This is a genomic window from Herbaspirillum sp. C9C3, assembly GCF_013359625.1.
GTDB lineage: Bacteria > Pseudomonadota > Gammaproteobacteria > Burkholderiales > Burkholderiaceae_D > Herbaspirillum.
In genome coordinates this window covers 430,891-447,558 of record NZ_JABFMQ010000001.1, presented here as the reverse complement: position 1 = coordinate 447,558, position 16,668 = coordinate 430,891, and the positions used below count along the sequence as shown (strand labels likewise).

General features: G+C 64.0%; 13 protein-coding genes. 3 read left to right on the top strand and 10 right to left on the bottom strand.

From position 1 onward, the window contains the following. Positions 1–135 precede the first annotated feature (135 nt). Positions 136–873: an IclR family transcriptional regulator gene (locus tag HNO82_RS02060; RefSeq protein WP_034332582.1), complete on the bottom strand. Its 738-nt coding sequence runs from the start codon at positions 871–873 to the stop codon at positions 136–138. Positions 874–1,135: 262 nt separating this feature from the next. Here HNO82_RS02060 and HNO82_RS02055 point away from each other — a divergent pair, with 262 nt between their 5' ends. The 3 genes from HNO82_RS02055 to prpF are packed head-to-tail and all read left to right on the top strand — an operon-like array spanning position 1,136 to position 5,719. Continuing rightward, positions 1,136–1,858 (top strand): GntR family transcriptional regulator, encoded by a 723-nt coding sequence (locus HNO82_RS02055; RefSeq protein ID WP_175342573.1) that lies wholly within the window; start codon positions 1,136–1,138, stop codon positions 1,856–1,858. A 52-nt stretch (positions 1,859–1,910) separates the two neighbouring features. Next, entirely contained in the window at positions 1,911–4,532 is a 2,622-nt protein-coding gene (gene acnD / locus HNO82_RS02050; protein WP_175342572.1) for a Fe/S-dependent 2-methylisocitrate dehydratase AcnD, read from the top strand. Continuing rightward, positions 4,529–5,719, top strand: coding sequence for a 2-methylaconitate cis-trans isomerase PrpF (gene prpF / locus HNO82_RS02045; RefSeq protein WP_175342571.1), 1,191 nt, complete (start codon positions 4,529–4,531; stop codon positions 5,717–5,719). The genes acnD and prpF overlap by 4 nt, the downstream gene beginning before the upstream one ends. A 7-nt stretch (positions 5,720–5,726) precedes the next feature. Here the strand turns inward: prpF and dld are convergent, their stop codons facing one another. The 9 genes from dld to HNO82_RS02000 form a co-directional block, all read right to left on the bottom strand. Further along, a complete protein-coding gene (gene dld / locus HNO82_RS02040; protein WP_175342570.1) occupies positions 5,727–7,421 on the bottom strand; it encodes a D-lactate dehydrogenase in 1,695 nt (564 codons plus the stop codon). An 8-nt stretch (positions 7,422–7,429) separates the two neighbouring features. Continuing rightward, entirely contained in the window at positions 7,430–8,440 is a 1,011-nt protein-coding gene (locus HNO82_RS02035; RefSeq protein ID WP_217509768.1) for an ABC transporter permease, read from the bottom strand. 28 nt (positions 8,441–8,468) lie between these two features. Then, positions 8,469–9,986, bottom strand: coding sequence for a sugar ABC transporter ATP-binding protein (locus HNO82_RS02030; protein ID WP_175342569.1), 1,518 nt, complete (start codon positions 9,984–9,986; stop codon positions 8,469–8,471). Positions 9,987–10,012: 26 nt separating this feature from the next. Next, on the bottom strand, positions 10,013–11,101 hold the full coding sequence (locus HNO82_RS02025; RefSeq protein ID WP_175342568.1) for a sugar ABC transporter substrate-binding protein: 1,089 nt from the start codon (positions 11,099–11,101) through the stop codon (positions 10,013–10,015). A gap of 167 nt (positions 11,102–11,268) precedes the next feature. Beyond that, positions 11,269–11,982 carry a ribose-5-phosphate isomerase RpiA gene (gene rpiA, locus HNO82_RS02020; protein WP_175342567.1) on the bottom strand — a complete coding sequence of 238 codons (714 nt, stop codon included), beginning with the start codon at positions 11,980–11,982 and terminating at the stop codon, positions 11,269–11,271. 63 nt (positions 11,983–12,045) lie between these two features. After that, a complete protein-coding gene (locus tag HNO82_RS02015; protein WP_175342566.1) occupies positions 12,046–12,885 on the bottom strand; it encodes a MurR/RpiR family transcriptional regulator in 840 nt (279 codons plus the stop codon). A 9-nt stretch (positions 12,886–12,894) separates the two neighbouring features. Beyond that, positions 12,895–13,596, bottom strand: a complete 702-nt coding sequence (locus HNO82_RS02010; protein WP_175342565.1) for an HAD-IA family hydrolase — start codon at positions 13,594–13,596, stop codon at positions 12,895–12,897. After that, positions 13,593–15,122, bottom strand: a complete 1,530-nt coding sequence (gene xylB, locus HNO82_RS02005) for a xylulokinase (RefSeq protein ID WP_175342564.1) — start codon at positions 15,120–15,122, stop codon at positions 13,593–13,595. Before xylB ends, HNO82_RS02010 begins: the two co-directional genes overlap by 4 nt. Beyond that, positions 15,119–16,585: an aldehyde dehydrogenase family protein gene (locus tag HNO82_RS02000; protein WP_175342615.1), complete on the bottom strand. Its 1,467-nt coding sequence runs from the start codon at positions 16,583–16,585 to the stop codon at positions 15,119–15,121. Before HNO82_RS02000 ends, xylB begins: the two co-directional genes overlap by 4 nt. Positions 16,586–16,668: the final 83 nt, after the last annotated feature.

Sequence of the window (16,668 nt, the reverse complement as noted above, 5' to 3'; positions counted from 1 at the left end):
GTTCCTCGGTAGAAACGACGACATGGACTGGACGCCGGGTTACCGGCGCAAATGGATTATTCATCCCCGGACCCGGACAGGGTCCTCCCGCGTCCAGCCAGCACCGTCTTCTGCGGACGGCGCAGCCTGACTGGCTTAAAAACGATTGCAGATGCGCTGCGCGGACTCCACCGTCATGCGGACCAGTTCCTGCTCGCGATTGCCCACGCGCAGCGCCGGTGCCATCAAGGTGATGGTGCCTTCCAGACGGCCATTGGACGTCATGATGGGCACCGAGACACCCCACACGCCCAGGTCCACTTCGCTTTCGCTGATGGAGTAGCCACGGCGGCGGATTTCATCGAGCTGCGCCTCCAGCGCGGCGGCTTCCTCGGGCTTGTCGCCCAGTTGGTCGGCCACCAGTTTCTGTTGCAGCTTGCGTGGCATGAAAGCCAGCAGGCTCTTGGCCGATGCTCCCTTAAGCAAGGGATGTGCCCGGCCCTTGGTAAAGGAACAGCGCAAAGGCTGGTCACTTTCTTCCATGGCGATGCAGACCATCTGGCCGTTGATCGGCACCAGCAGGCCCACACTCTCGCCGCTGCGCTGGACCAGGGAAATGATTTCCTCGCGACTCTGGCTGATCAGGTTGGAATTCTGATCGAACCCCCACGCCAGCTGCACACCGGTCGGACCCGGCTCGAAGGTGCCGGAATTCATGTGCTCCTGCAACAAGCCCCACTTCTTCAGGGATGCCAGGTGGCGATAAACGGTACTGACCGGTTGTTGCACCATCGCAGCAATCTGCTTGGCACTGACGGGCTTGCCGGCACGGGCCACGCCGGCGAGTACGTGGAGAACGCGGTCAACGATGGTAGAGGTTTGTGGAGAGTCCATGGCGGCAATATAAGGTTAAATTCTCACTTTGGGCGAACGATTCCCGCATATAAGGAAATAAATAGAAAAATTTTGAGGCGCTTCTTCATATATTCCCAGCGGGCGGCTGAATTTTCTCACCTGTAACGAAAATTGCCTCATGCTATTTTTTTACTACCCAGTGCCGAAAATATTATAGTGTCGACACTTCTTCCCTTTTTTGGGCAAAGTGCTATGATGAAACGCATCAATTTCAAAATATTGTCGACACGACGAAAAACCCATGAGCGAGCTGATTGCACTGCCCGGCGCCGAACGTGAGGGAGAAACGCTCTCCGAACACGTTTTTCGCAAGATTCAGAGCGCCATCGTGCAGGGTGAGATTGCGCCAGGCAGCAAGATTTCCGAACCTGAACTGGCGCGCACCTATGGCATCAGCCGGGGGCCCTTGCGTGAGGCCATCCACCGGCTGGAGGGCCAGAACCTGCTGGTACGCGTGCCGCATGTGGGTGCGCGGGTGGTGTCGCTGACGCTGGAGGGTCTGGTGGAACTGTTCCAGATCCGCGAATCGCTGGAAGGCATGGCCTGCCGCCTGGCCGCGCAACGCATGAGCCGGGCCGAGCTGGACGAACTGCGACGGGTGCTCGATACCCACGAGAAAGACGAGGCCTTCCAGGCCGGGCGCGGCTATTACCAACAGGAAGGCGACTACGACTTCCATTACAAGATCATCCAGGCCAGCGGCAACCAGATCCTGACCCGCATCCTCTGCGGCGAGCTGTACCAGCTGGCGCGCATGTACCGCATTCAGTATTCGGCCACTCCCAACCGTCCGCGCCAGGCCTTTGCCGAACATCACCGCATCCTCGATGCCCTGGCAGACGGCGACGGTGAACTGGCCGACCTGCTCATGCGGCGCCACATCGGCGCTTCCCGCCGCAACATCGAACACCAGATCGCCCAGACCGGTCCCGGCAGCTCAGGCCAGCAGCGTGACCAGGCCTGAACGCATCCCCCGCACAAGAACCATTCCATCAACGAGACACGAGCCAACCGCCATGAATACCCAATACCGCAAGCAACTGCCCGGCACCCGACTGGACTACTTCGACGCCCGCGCCGCCGTCGAGGCGATTCATCCCGGTAGTTGGGAAACCCTGCCCTACACTTCCCGCGTGCTGGCAGAAAACCTGGTGCGCCGCTGTGATCCGGCCACCCTCACCGATTCGCTGCGCCAGTTGATCGAGCGCAAGCGTGAGCTGGATTTCCCGTGGTTCCCGGCGCGCGTGGTGTGCCACGACATCCTGGGCCAGACCGCGCTGGTGGATCTGGCCGGCTTGCGGGATGCGATTGCCGACATGGGCGGCGACCCGGCCAAGGTCAATCCGGTGGTACCGGTGCAACTGATCGTGGACCACTCGCTGGCGGTGGAATGCGGTGGTGATGATCCGCAGGCGTTTGAAAAGAATCGTGCGATTGAAGACCGCCGCAATGAAGACCGCTTCCACTTCATCGACTGGACCAAGCTGGCCTTCGAGAACGTGGACGTGATCCCGCCCGGCAACGGCATCATGCACCAGATCAATCTGGAGAAGATGTCGCCGGTGATCCATGCCAAGGATGGCGTGGCCTTCCCCGACACCCTGGTCGGCACCGACAGCCACACCCCGCACGTGGATGCGCTGGGTGTGATCGCCATCGGCGTGGGCGGCCTGGAAGCCGAAAACGTCATGCTGGGCCGCGCTTCCTGGATGCGCCTGCCCGACATCATCGGGGTGGAACTGACCGGGCGCCGCCAGCCGGGCATTACCGCCACCGACATTGTGCTTACGCTCACCGAATTCCTGCGCAAGCAGAAGGTGGTGGGCGCCTATCTGGAATTCTACGGCGAGGGCGTGGCCAGCCTGACCCTGGGTGACCGCGCCACCATTTCCAACATGGCGCCGGAATATGGCGCCACGGCGGCCATGTTCTCGATCGACCAGCAGACCATCGATTATCTGAAGCTGACCGGCCGCGAAGATGAGCAGGTCAAGCTGGTGGAAACCTATGCCAAGCAAGCGGGCCTGTGGTCCGACACCCTGAGCAAAGCCGAGTACGAGCGCGTGCTGCGCTTCGACCTCTCCACCGTGGTGCGCACCCTGGCGGGGCCGAGCAATCCGCACAAGCGCCTGCCGGTCTCCGAACTGGCCGCCCAAGGCATCGCCGGCAAGGTCGAGAACGAACCGGGCAAGATGCCCGACGGCGCCGTCATCATCGCCGCCATCACCAGTTGCACCAATACCAGCAACCCGCGCAACGTGATCGCCGCCGGACTGCTGGCGCGCAACGCCAATCGCCTGGGCCTGACCCGCAAGCCCTGGGTCAAGAGCTCGCTGGCGCCCGGCTCCAAGGCCGTTGAACTGTATCTGGACGAAGCCGGACTGACCGCCGACCTGGAAAGACTGGGCTTTGGCATCGTGGCGTTTGCCTGCACCACCTGCAACGGCATGTCCGGCGCGCTCGATCCCAAGATCCAGCAGGAGATCATCGACCGCGATCTCTACAGCACCGCCGTACTGTCCGGCAACCGCAATTTCGATGGCCGCATCCATCCTTACGCCAAGCAGGCTTTCCTGGCCTCGCCACCGCTGGTGGTGGCCTATGCCATTGCCGGCACCATCCGCTTCGACATCGAACAGGACGTGCTGGGCGTGACCGCCGAGGGCCGCGAAATCCGCCTGAAGGACATCTGGCCCGGCGATGAAGAAATCGACGCCGTGGTGGCCGCCGCCGTCAAGCCGCAGCAGTTCCGCAATGTCTACACGCCGATGTTTGCCGCCCGCGTGGACCGCAGTCAGTCGGTCAGTCCGCTCTACGACTGGCGTCCCAAGAGCACCTACATCCGCCGTCCGCCCTACTGGGAAGGCGCGCTGGCCGGTGAGCGTACGCTCTCGGGCATGCGTCCGCTGGCCGTGCTGGGCGACAACATCACCACCGACCACCTCTCGCCCTCCAACGCCATCCTGCTCGACAGCGCCGCTGGCGAATACCTGGCCAAGATGGGCTTGCCGGAAGAGGACTTCAATTCCTACGCTACCCATCGCGGCGACCACCTGACCGCCCAGCGCGCCACCTTCGCCAATCCCAAGCTGTTCAACGAAATGGTGAGGAAGGCCGACGGCAGCGTGCAGCAAGGGTCACTGGCGCGCCTGGAACCGGAGGGCCGTGTCATGCGCATGTGGGAAACCATCGAAACCTACATGCAGCGCAAGCAGCCGCTGATCATCATCGCCGGCGCCGACTACGGCCAGGGTTCTTCGCGCGACTGGGCTGCCAAAGGTGTGCGTCTGGCCGGTGTGGAAGCCATCGTGGCAGAAGGCTTCGAGCGCATCCACCGTACCAACCTGATCGGCATGGGCGTGCTGCCGCTGGAATTCAAGGCCGGTGAAAACCGCAATACCTACGGCATCGACGGTACCGAAACCTATGACGTCATCGGCCAGCGCCGTCCGCGCGCCGACCTGACGCTGGTGATCCACCGCAAGAATGGCGAACGCGTGGAAGTGCCGGTGACCTGCCGCCTCGATACCGCCGAAGAAGTCTCGATCTACGAAGCCGGCGGCGTGCTGCAGCGCTTCGCCCAGGATTTCCTGGAAGCCTCCGCCAACGCCGGCCAGAACGCCAAGGAACAAGCATGAGCCAAGTCCCCCAGATCCGTATCCCCGCCACCTACCTGCGTGGCGGCACCAGCAAGGGCGTCTTCTTCAAGCTGGACGACCTGCCCGAAGCCGCCCGCGTCCCGGGCCGCGCGCGTGACAAGCTGCTGCAGCGGGTGATCGGCAGTCCCGATCCCTACGGCAAGCAGATCGATGGCATGGGCGGCGCCACCTCCAGCACCAGCAAGACAGTCATCATCTCGCGCAGCGAGCGACCCGGCCATGATGTCGATTACCTGTTCGGCCAGGTCTCCATCGACAAGGATTTCGTCGACTGGAGCGGCAATTGCGGCAACCTGTCGGCGGCGGTCGGCCCCTTCGCGATTTCTGCCGGTCTGGTGGATCCTTCGAAGCTGCCGCAGGATGGTGTGGCCGTCATCACCATCTGGCAGGCCAACATCGGCAAGACCATCGTGGCCCACGTCCCCATTCGCGGCGGACAGGTACAGGAAACCGGTGACTTCGAACTGGATGGTGTCACCTTCCCCGCCGCCGAAGTCCAGCTGGAATTCATGGACCCGGCCGCTGAGGAAGAAGGCGCGGGTGGCGCCATGTTCCCCACCGGCAATGTGGTCGATACCCTGGAAGTGCCCGGCGTGGGCAGCTTCCAGGCCACCATGATCAATGCCGGGATCCCGACCATCTTCCTCAATGCCGACGAGATCGGCTATACCGGCACCGAACTGCAGGACGCCATCAACAGCGATCCCGCCGCGCTGGCGCGCTTCGAGACGATCCGCGCGCATGGGGCGATCCGCATGGGCCTGATCAACAAGGTGGAAGAAGCAGCCACCCGCCAGCACACGCCCAAGGTGGCCTTCGTTGCACCGCCCAAGCAATACATCTCCTCCAGTGGCAAGACTGTCACGGAGAAGGACGCTGACGTACTGGTGCGCGCCATGTCCATGGGCAAGCTGCACCACGCCATGATGGGCACGGCTGCCGTGGCCATCGGCACGGCAGCGGCCATTCCGGGGACGCTGGTGAACCTGGCGGCGGGTGGGGGCGAACGCCACAGCGTGCGCTTCGGCCATCCGTCCGGGACCTTGCGTGTCGGTGCGGAAGCGAAGCTGGAAGATGGCCAGTGGGTCGTCACCAAGGCCATCATGAGCCGCAGCGCGCGGGTGCTGATGGAAGGCTGGGTGCGGGTGCCGGGGGATGCGTTCTGAACAGGCCCTAGCGCCAGTGCTTGCGGCGCGAGGTCTTGCCGATACCGGGATTGAAACTGTTGGTCGGGTCCAGGCGGCGGTAGAAGTCTTCCAGGGCGGGCTCGGCCTTGTATTGGTGCCCCACATTGTGTTCGGCCGGATACTTGGCGCCCTTGGCTTGCAGCAGGGCCAGGATGGCGTTCTTGATCGCCTCGCAATCCTCGCCCTTCCTGATCAGGTATTCCTGGTGCATCACGTGGCAAAAGAAATGGCCGCACAGCATCGTGAAGCGGATCTTGTCGGCAATCTCTGCCGGCAAGGGGTCAAACCAGTCCTGCGTATTGCGCGGCAAGGCGACGTCCAGCGCCACGATATCCTCCACTTCCTCCGCATGCACCGCGCGATAGCGCACGATGGCTGCGCCGACCACGAAGCGGTTCAGGAAAGCGGCCCGTCCCTCCTCTTCCTCGCACTCGAAGAAATCACCGCTGGCCGACGGGAAGCGCCCCTGCAGCAGCTGCCGCGCCTCTTGCGCGCCTTCCAGCGGCATTTTCAGCAGCAGATGATGCTCATGGCGATCGCGCCAGATGGTCAATCGCGCCGGCAGATGCGCTGGCAGCCAGCCTGAAAGCCTTTGCAGCAGGCGATCCGTGGCCCCCGGACGAATGCCCAGCTTGTCCAGCCAGGCGTCGACCCGGCTTTTGAAGGCATAGGCCTGCATCAGCCGCTCGGTCCCGCAATGGCGGATGAACAGAAACAAATCCTTGCCATATCGCTCGCTGGCCTGGAAGGCGGACCGATGCAGGTATTCGGCGGCAATCGGCAGATGCGTACAGTGCATGAGCATGCTGCGGCGAATGTCTTCCAGTTCGGCGGGATCATTGCTGCCGATATAGAACACAGTAGGTGCAAGGTCGGCGGCGAAGGTATCGAGCCGCAGGGCAAACACCACCACATGGCCCGCCGAGCCTGAAGCTTCATACAGCCTTCGAGGGTCAGCGTTGTAACGGGCCGGGGTGGCGGCCTGTACGTCCCGTACATGGCGGGCATACTCGTGATCGGAGGCGTGACGGGCACAGTGACCGGCATTTTCGTTCATATCGGCCAAATCCCCCCGCTCCAGCCGCGCCAGCATCTCTTCCGGTGAGCTCCCCAGATCCAGGCCCAGATGATTGACCAGTTGCAGCTGCCCCTGCGCATCCACCTGCGCGAACAAGGCCAGTTCAGTGTAGGCCGGACCGCGCCGGATCAGGGAGCCGCCCGAGTTGTTGCAGATGCCGCCGGTGACGGAGGCCCCCATGCAGCTGGACCCGATCACCGAGTGTGGTTCGCGGCCCAGGGGCTTCAAGGTCCGCTCCAGCTGGTCCAGCGTCACGCCGGGCTGGGTCACGACCTGCCGCCCTTGATCCAGCAGGCTCAGACCGCGCAGGCGCAGCGTATTGAGCACGATGACCGGGCGCTCATAACCGCCGTCGGCGGGTGTGGAGCCCCCGGTCAGGCCGGTATTGGCCGCCTGGCAGATCACGATGACGTCCGCTGCATGGCAGGCTTGCAGTGCATGCCACATCTCGACCAGGGTGCCGGGCCTGACCACGGCCGCCGCCTCGCCCTGCCCGTAGCGGTAGCCCCGGCAATAGCGCCGCTTGGCCGCAGCCCGGGTCAGCACGTTGGCCGCGCCCACGATGGTGCGCAGGCTGTGCAGCAAGGTCTCCAGGGGCTCCATGTCGCCGCTCATTGCACGAAGAAGCGCACGCGGATGGCATCGATGGCCACGGCGATGAAGATCATCACACCCCCGATCATGCCCACATAAAAGGAAGGCACATTGATGATGGCCAGCCCGACCTGGATGACCGTGAGCAACAAGACTCCGCCCAGGATGCCCAGCACGCTGCCGCGTCCGCCGAAGGTACTCACCCCGCCGATGATGGGCGCGGCAATGGCATACAGCAGGTAGCTCGCGCCCTGGTTGGAGGTGATGGCGATCTGCCACGACGCCAGCAGATAACCGGCGATGCCGGCCATACCGCCGGCCAGCGCATAGCAGATGATCTTGATGCGATGCACGCGAATGCCCGCCGCATGCGAGGCCAGCGCATTGCCGCCGACCGCATAGATGGAGCGACCCAGGACGGTTCGGCGCAGCATCACCGACATGGCCAGCAGCGCGATGACGAAGATCAGCGGCATCAGCGGCCAGCCGCCCAGCGTGGCCGAGCCTATCCAGATGTAGCCATCGTCGAGGTTGGTGATGGTCTTGCCCTGGGTGAGCGCCAGCAAGGCCCCCTGCAGCACGATCATCATGGCCAGCGTCTGGATCAGCGAGACCATGCGCAGGCGCGTGATGCACAAGCCATTGAACCAGCCGATCAGCGTCGCCACGGCCACGCCGATCAGCATGGTGATCCACCACGGTCCGCCCACGCTGGCATAGAGCCAGGCACCGATGGCCGAGGAAAAGCCCAGGTTGGCCGGCAGCGACAGGTCGATCTCGCCTACCAGCAAAGGCAACGCCACGGCCAGCGCCAACAGGCCCAGCACGGTGGCCTGCACCAGGATGTTCTGCAGGTTCATCACGCTCAGGAAGAACTGGCTGAACAGGCCAAAGCCCAGTACCAGCGCCACCAGCCAGATCCAGACCACGTTGCGCAGAACCCAGGCCAGCACCTGGCGCGGCTTGCCCCGGCCGGGAGCGGGACGGTCGGGACCCGGGGTGGTCGCGATCTCGGTTGCGGTTGTCATGGGGGAGTCTCCTTGTGTCATGTTGTCGTCACTGCGCCAGTCGGCGCAGGTGGTCGGTACTGATGTCGCTGCCACTGACGGTGTGGGCGATGCGTCCGCCCTGGAAGATGCAGATGCGATCGGCGGCCCGCGCCAGTTCGTCCACGTCGGTGGACACGATGATGACGGCCACCCCGGAGCGGGACAGCTGATCGAGCAGGCGCAGCACCTCCTGCTTGACGCCGACGTCGATGCCGCGCGTGGGCTCGTCCAAGATCAGCAGGCGCGGCGTGGTCGCCAGCACGCGACCCAGGCAGACCTTCTGCTGGTTGCCGCCGCTCAAGGTGTTGACGGCCTCCTCGCTGCTGCCCGCCTTGATGCCCATGCGCCGGAAATAGCCATGGCAGGTCTCGCGTTCCTGTGCCTCGTCCACCAGGCCGCGACGCAAGCGGCGCGCCAGCGACGACAGGGCAATGTTCTCGCGGATGGACAGATGCCCGACCACGCCGTCGCGCCTGCGGTCATCCGACAGATAGGCAATGCCCATCGCAAAGGCCTGATCGGGCGACTGCGGCAGGCTGACGGCCTGCTGCTGCGGGAAGCGGATACTGCCGCCACGCACGGGGTGCAGTCCGAACAGTGCGCGCGCCAGCTCCTTGGCGCCCTCCCCCGGCAAACCGGTCAAGCCGATGATCTCACCAGGCCGGATCGCCAACTGCGGCACGTCGAGACGCCCGCCCACGATCTCGTTGATGCAGATCGGATCGGGCCAGGCACCGCCATCAGGCGTGTGGCCACGTTCACGCTGGAACAAGTCCAGCTCCCGCCCCAGCACGAATTGCGAGAGCTGCGACGAGCTAAGACGCCGGACCTCCTCGCTGGTAGCCACCAGGCGCCCGTCGCGCAGCACGGTGACGGCGTCGCAGATGTCGAGGATTTCATCGTTGTAGTGCGAAATGAAGATGAACGTCACGCCCGAGGCCCGCAACTGGCGCATGAAGTCGAACAGCTGAAGCCGGTCCGGCACGGTCAGCGCGGCCGTCGGCTCATCGAGGATGATGATGCTGCCGCCGGAGAACATCGCGCGCAGGATGTTGAGCTTGCGCCGCGCCACCGCGTCCAGCGAACCCGCCATGCGCTCGGCCACGATGCCGCTGCCGGCCAGCATGCGCGCGGCATTCTCGCGCATGCGCCGCAACGAGATGAAGCCGCGCGAGACCGGCCACAGGCCCAGCATGAGGTTGTCCATCACCGACATGTGCTCGATGATCATCGGCTCCTGCGGCACCAGGAAGACGCCGGCGGCTTCCATGCGCTTGACGTCGGCCCCCTGCATCTCCTGCTCACCCAGGAAGATGCGGCCCTCGCTGGGCGTACGCTGGCCCGAGATCAGGCCGACCAGCGTGCTCTTGCCGGCACCGTTCTCGCCCAACAGGCCGTGGATGGTGCCGCGCCGGATGCCCAGCGTGATGTCGCGCAGGGCGTCAAAGGCGCCGTAGCGCTTGCCCAGCTTGTCCACGCGCAGCGCCAGGTCGGTGCGGCCTGCGGAGTAATTGTCAGTCGTCATGGCGTCTCCTTGCCCAAGGCCTGCGATCAGGTATAGGCGATGCCCCACACCTTCTCGGCCACATAACCCCAGTGGCGCTTGTCGGCCGCATTGCTGCGGTCGATCACGAAGGGCGGGATGATGAGCGTCGGGCCGGTCTTGCCTTTGACGATCTGGCCCTTTTCCCAGAAGTACTTCTTGTTTTCATACGGGCCGATGGGCACTTCCTTGCCGGGGATCGCGTATTTCACCAGCATCTCCACCGCGACTTCCCCATAGGCAATCGGATCCTGCGAGACGCAGGCATCCATGTAACCGTCCTGAATCCAGCGCAGCGCCACCGGTTCGCCATCGATGGTGACAAAGATGACGTGATCCTTTTCATCCACCTTCTTCCAGCGGTTCTTCTGCTGCAAGGCCGTGGCGATGCCGCGCGCGGGCGAATCGCTGGGTGCGTGCACGGCGTCGAGGTCGGGATGTTCGGACAGCGTGGCCAGGGTCACGGCCAGCATCTGGTCCAGCTTGCCTTCGGTCGGGCGACTGATGTAGGTGATGCCCGGGTGCTTGGCGAACTCGGCGTCCATGCCCTCCTTGCGCTGCCGCCAGGCCACGCTGGCCAGCGCGCCATAGCAGTTGAGCACCTTGCCCTTGGCACTGCCATGTTTTTTGACCAGCCGATTGATGATTTCCCTGGCGGCCATCACGCCGCCCAGGTAATTGTCGAAGCTGACGGTGATGGCGACGTTGCCACTTTCAGCCGGGGTGTCGATGATGGCCACCGGAATCTTTTGCTGGTTGTAGCGACGCAAGCCGCTGACGATGGCCTGGCTGTCGATGGGATCCGATACCAATGCGGCCGGACGCGACAGCATCAGCGACTGCCATTGTTCCAGCTGGCGGGTATTGTCGAAGCTGGCGTTGGTGGCCTGGAAGCTGCCCTGATGAGCCTCCACGGCGCGCTTGACGGCGGCCTCTTCGATCACGAAGAAGTAATAATCGAGGCTCTTGTTGCTGAACGGGATGAGCAACTTTTGCTGCGCACCGGACCAGCCGGGCAGGCCCAGGGCACTCAAGCCGCCCATGGCCATTCCGCCCAGCAGAAGCTGGCGGCGCGTCGATACAGGATGCGATTTCATGTCTACCTCCAATTGATTTATATAGTTTTGCTATCAGGCCCACCGACCATCGGGTTCGAGAAGAAAGCTTCACCCGGTATACGGCGGACATCCTCGGGGAACAACAGTCAGGAACGAAACTTCATCTTCAGCTTGCACACGATCCGCCCGGCGTGTACGGAGTTTTACTAGCTCGCCGGACGCCAGGAAACATGGGCCGAACCATCGAAACAGCCCACCACCATGCCCGCCGCCTCTCGGGTGAACAGCCCGTTCTCCACCACGCCGGGAATGCGGTTGAGTTCTCTTTCCAGCAGCGGTGCGTCGGCGATGGCGTGGCAATGACAGTCAAGGATGAAATGGCCGCTGTCCGTGACCACCGGACGCTCATCGCGGTGACGGCGGACGATGCGTGGCTCGATGCCCTGTGCGCGCAGCAGGTCGGTGATCATGCGTTCGGTCTGTTTCCAGGCGAACTGCACCACTTCCACCGGCAGCGGAAAGGCACCCAGACGATCGACGATCTTGCTCTCGTCACAAATGGTGATCATGCGGGTGGAGGCGTGGGCGATGATCTTTTCCCACAGCAGGCAGGCACCACCGCCCTTGATCATCTGGAAATCGCGGTCGATCTCGTCCGGCCCGTCGATGGTCAGGTCGAGCTGGCCGATCTCGTTGGGATCCATGATGGGGATGCCGACTTCGCGTGCGACATCGATGGTCGAGCGCGAGGTGGCCGTACAGGTGACCTCGAGGCCGTCGGCGATGTGCTTGGCCAGTTCCCGCACGAAGAAGTGCGAGGTCGTCCCCGAGCCCAGGCCCAGGCGCATGCCGCCGCGCACGAATTCGTCGATGGCACGGCGACCGGCCAGTTTCTTTGCTTCGTTCTGGTTCAACTGCATGGTCTCTCCTTAAAAAAGCATTTGTCCCTGGCCGCTGGCGTAGGGCGCCGATGCGCGGTTGGGCTATATCTTGTCGGTCATCCACGAATCCAACGCCGGCAACTGATCGGGGAATTCACTGTTGCTTGCCACTGCAATGGCGGTGACCAGCATGTTGACCACCAGGTGATGGTTCAGGCGCGAGGCCAGCGGCGTCATGAATTCGGTCTGGTCATACGGCAGCACGGCGATGAGCGCGTCGGTGACCTGGGCCAGCGGGCTGTCCGCGGCCGTCACCGACACCACGCGCGCGCCACGCGCCCGCGCCGCCATGGCCAGCTCCACCATGCGCCTGGTATGTCCGGATTGCGAGAAGATCAAGGCCACTTCATTGGGCCGCGATTTCTCGGCGTGCATCCATTGCTTCTTTTCCTCCATCACCGCGGCACAGCGCAGGCCCAGGCGCTGAAACTTGTGCTCGGCATCCAGCGCGGTGATTTCCGAAATACCGCTGGCATAAATGCCGATCCAGGTGGCCGATTGCAGCAGCGCCGCCGCGTCTTCGACCTGTTGCGGCACCAGGTCGTCCAATGCACGCTGGATGGCGGAGAGCGAATTGCGGCAGGTCTTGCGCACGATCTGGCCGATATCGTCGTCCTTGGTGATCTGTTCGTAGACGAAAGGTGCGCTCGGGACCAGACTCTGCGCCAGGCTCAGCTTGAAATCCTGATAGCCATTGAAGCCGAAGCGGCGGCAGAAGCGCACGATGGTCGGGTCACTCACGGCGCAGCGCTCGGCCAGAGAAGCCATGCTCATGTGGATCACCTCGCCCGGTGCCTGGCTGACGAACTGCGCGATGCGCAACTCGGCCGGTTTCATTTCCTCTTGCTCGCGCACGATCTGCTGCAGCAGGCTGTTGCTCATGGCTGTCCTTTATGTTGTTGTCGATGGCGGGGTGGCCAAAGGCGCGATTTTATAAGACAGCAGGTCGCGCAGGCGCCGCAGGCGCTGGGACGGTAGTACCTGCACCTCGCCACCGCCGCCCCACGGCACCACGAAGAACGGCACACCGGCCGCCTCGGCGGTAGCCTGGTCAACCGGGGTATCGCCGATGTAGGCCCACGCCCCCTCGGGCAGCGCCATGTGTCGCGCCACGGCGCGCAGGTGACCGGGGTCGGGCTTGCAGGCGGGAACGGCATCTGCACCGAGCGCCACTTCCACCAGCGGCGACAAGGCAAGCAGGTCGAGGATCTGGCGCGTCAGTGCATGCGGTTTGTTGGTGCAGATGCCGAGTCGGAAACCGGCAGCGTGGAGGTTCTCCAGATCTTCCTTCACATGCGGGAAGAAGCGCGTGTGGCTGGCCGGATGGCGGCGATAGTGGCCGATATAAGCTTGCACGGCATCGTCCAAAGCCGCGTCCTCCAGAACGATGCCCTGGTCTAGCAGGATGTCCCGGATCAGGCGGCGCGGGCCGTTGCCGATGAAGCGTTCGACATAGGCCACCTCCAGCGCGGCATGGCCCTGCTCCTGCAGATAGGCGTTGACCGCAGCGGCAATGTCCGGCGCGCTGTCGATCAGGGTGCCATCGAGGTCGAAGATGAAGGCCTGGTAGCGGCTCGCACGGTCTTGGCTCATGCGCCCTCCTCTTGGGCCGCGATCACGCCGAGGCGTTTGAAGCTGTCCGAGAGCGTGGCGTAAAGATCCTGATAGATCGCATGCGCTTGCCGATACCGCGCGCTGCGTGCGGGGTCGGGATGCTCGCGCGTCAGTTCCGGCATGAGACCGGCGGCGTGATCGATATCCGGCCACACCTGCAGGCCGACGCCCGCCAGCAAGGCCGCCCCCAATGCGGCGCCTTCTGCCGCCCCCTGACGGGTGAGGACATCGCAGCCCAGCATATCGGCCTGCATCTGGCGCCACAGTGCAGACCGGGCACCGCCGCCGGAGCTGCTGACCCAGTCGGACGTGACGCCCATGGCGCGCATCAGGTTCTGCATGTCGCACAGCGAATGCACCACGCCTTCCAGCACGCTGCGCGCCAGATCACCGAAGCCATGACGCGCCGACAGGCCGACGAAGGCCGCACGCGCCGAGGGATCGGGATGCGGACAGCGTTCACCGTAGAGATACGGCAGGAACAGCAGCCCGCGCGCGCCCGGCTGGCTCTGCGCAGCGGCTTCGAGGATTGCCTCAAAACTGGCTGCGCCAGCATTTGCCTGCATCGCATCGCGGAACCACGCCAGCGCGCCGCCCGCATTGAGCGAGACGCCCATGGCATGCCAGCGCTCGGGCGCTACGTTGCAGAACAGCTGGATGCGGCCATCCGGCGATGGCAGCGGGCGATCCAGTGCCGCCGCCAGAATGCCGGCGGTCCCGATGGTGGTCTGCAAGGCACCGGGCGCCACCACTCCGGCGCCCAGCGACTGGATCACGCTGTCGCCACCCCCGCCGATGACCGGGATGCCGGGCGCGATGCCGAACAGGGTCGCCGCCTGCGCGTGGACCTGTCCGGTGATGACTTGTGATTCATGACACGTCGGAAAATGCGCCGGATCCAGTCCCGCAGCCTGCATCACACCCGTGGCCCAGCGCCGTTCGCGCACATCGAACAGTCCCGTGCCGGAGGCGTCGGAGACTTCGGTTGCCAGTTCGCCCGTGAGCACGTAGCGCAGGTAATCCTTGGGATTGAGTGCCATGTGCAGGCGCGCATAGTGCTGCGGTTCCTGCTGCTGCATCCATAGCAGCTTGCCGCCGGTGTAGCCGACCAGCATGCGATTGCCGGTGCGGGCCAGCAAGGCAGGCAAGCCGCCGGCGGCCTCGGTGATCTGGTCCGCCTGGAGCTGGTTGCGCTGGTCATTCCAGAGGATGGCGGGACGCAAGGGCCGATACTGCGCATCCAGCGGCGTCAAGCCGTGCATCTGCCCTGACAGGCCGATGCCCAGCAGCTCGCTCGGCCCCGCCGATTGCAAGGCCGATGCAACTGCCTGACGTGCGGCCGCAATCCACCAGGCCGGGTCTTGCTCGACCCAGCCTTCACGCGGTTGCGAGACCGGATAGCCGGCACTGGCGCTGGCCAGCACCTGACCGTCGGTAGAGAGCAGCAAAGCCTTGCAGGCCGAGGTGCCGATATCGATGCCCAACAGAGCGGCGCGCGTCGTCATGCCCCCACCCCGTGACGCAGGCGGACGTGCTTGAACTGGAAGTATTCCAGCAAGCCTTCGCGCCCATGTTCGACACCCACGCCGCTTTGCTTGCGACCGCCATAGGGCGCATTCATGATGCCGGCGTCGACATGGTTGATGGCCACGTTGCCGACATCGAGCTCGGCGGCGCAGCGGTGGATTTCCTGCAGGTTTTGGGTGTAGGCATAGGCTGCCAATCCGTAAGGGGTGTCGTTGGCCAGGGCGATGGCGTCATCGAGCCGATCGAAAGGCGCCACGCCAACCAGCGGGCCGAAAGTTTCTTCACGCATCACCAGCATCTCATGCGTGCAATCGGCCACGATACTGGGCTGGAAGAACAGTCCCTTGCCAAAAGCTTCACCCTCCGGTGCAGCGCCCCCCGTGACCAGCCGCGCGCCCTTGTCCAGTGCGTCCTGCAAATGCTGGCGGGTTTTCTGCAAGGGGGCGACCTGCGCCATGGCACCCAGATCCGCCGCCGGATTCAGCAGCCCGTCACCGATGATCAGCTTGCGCGTGGCTGCGGCAAACTGGTCCAGAAAATCGGCATAGACGGTGCGCTCGACATAGATGCGATTGATGGCAATGCAGATCTGCCCCATGTTGCGGAACGAGCGCCGCACTGCGCCCTGCACGGCCTGTGGCAGGTCCGCGTGGCGCGTGACCAGCAGCGGACAGTTGCCGCCCAGTTCCAGCGAGAGTCGCTTGATGGCGGGACAGGATTGCTGGATGCGCAAGCCGGTGCGGGAGGACCCGGTGAAGGCGATCTTGGGAATGTCCGGGTGATCGACCAAGGCCTGGCCGACACTGGCGCCGTCGCCGTTGAGCACGCTCACCACTCCCGCCGGGATGCCCGCCTGCTGCGTCTTTTCCGCGATCATCAGGGCAGTGAAGGGAGTGAATTCAGAAGGCTTGATGATGATGGGGCAGCCCGCCGCCAGCGCAGCACAAAGCTTCCAACCGACCAGCTCGGCCGGGTAGTTCCAGGGCGTGATGGCGGCGACCACGCCGATGGCTTCGCGCAGGATCAGGCTCTGATAGCCGGGCTGGTCGTTGGGAATGATTTCGCCGTGTACCCGCACGGCTTCCTCGGCATAGAAGTGGCAGGCTTCGGCCAGTTTGCGGATCTCGCCCAGGGCTTCGTTGAAGGGCTTGCCCTGTTCCAGGGTCATCACCTGCGCCATGGCGGCGGCATCCGTCTCGATCAGGCGCCCCAGCGCGTGCAGGGCTTCAGCGCGTACCCGCGCGGGTTGACTCGCCCAAGGACGCCAGGCGGCAAGGGCGGCGGCGACCGTCGATGCGATCTCGGCGGGGGTGGCCACGGCGATGTGTCCGATCACCTCGTCACGTGCGGGATTGCGAACGGCCAGTTGGCCTCCCTCCCCTGCAATGAACCGGCCCTGCACAAACTGCTTGCCCGACAAACGGGCCAACACCTCTGGCATCCCCTGCATCATGAATCTCCTTGAGCGACGGTAAATATAGTATAACTAGATAAAAGAGCGCCAAGCAAACCTGTTTGCTCGAA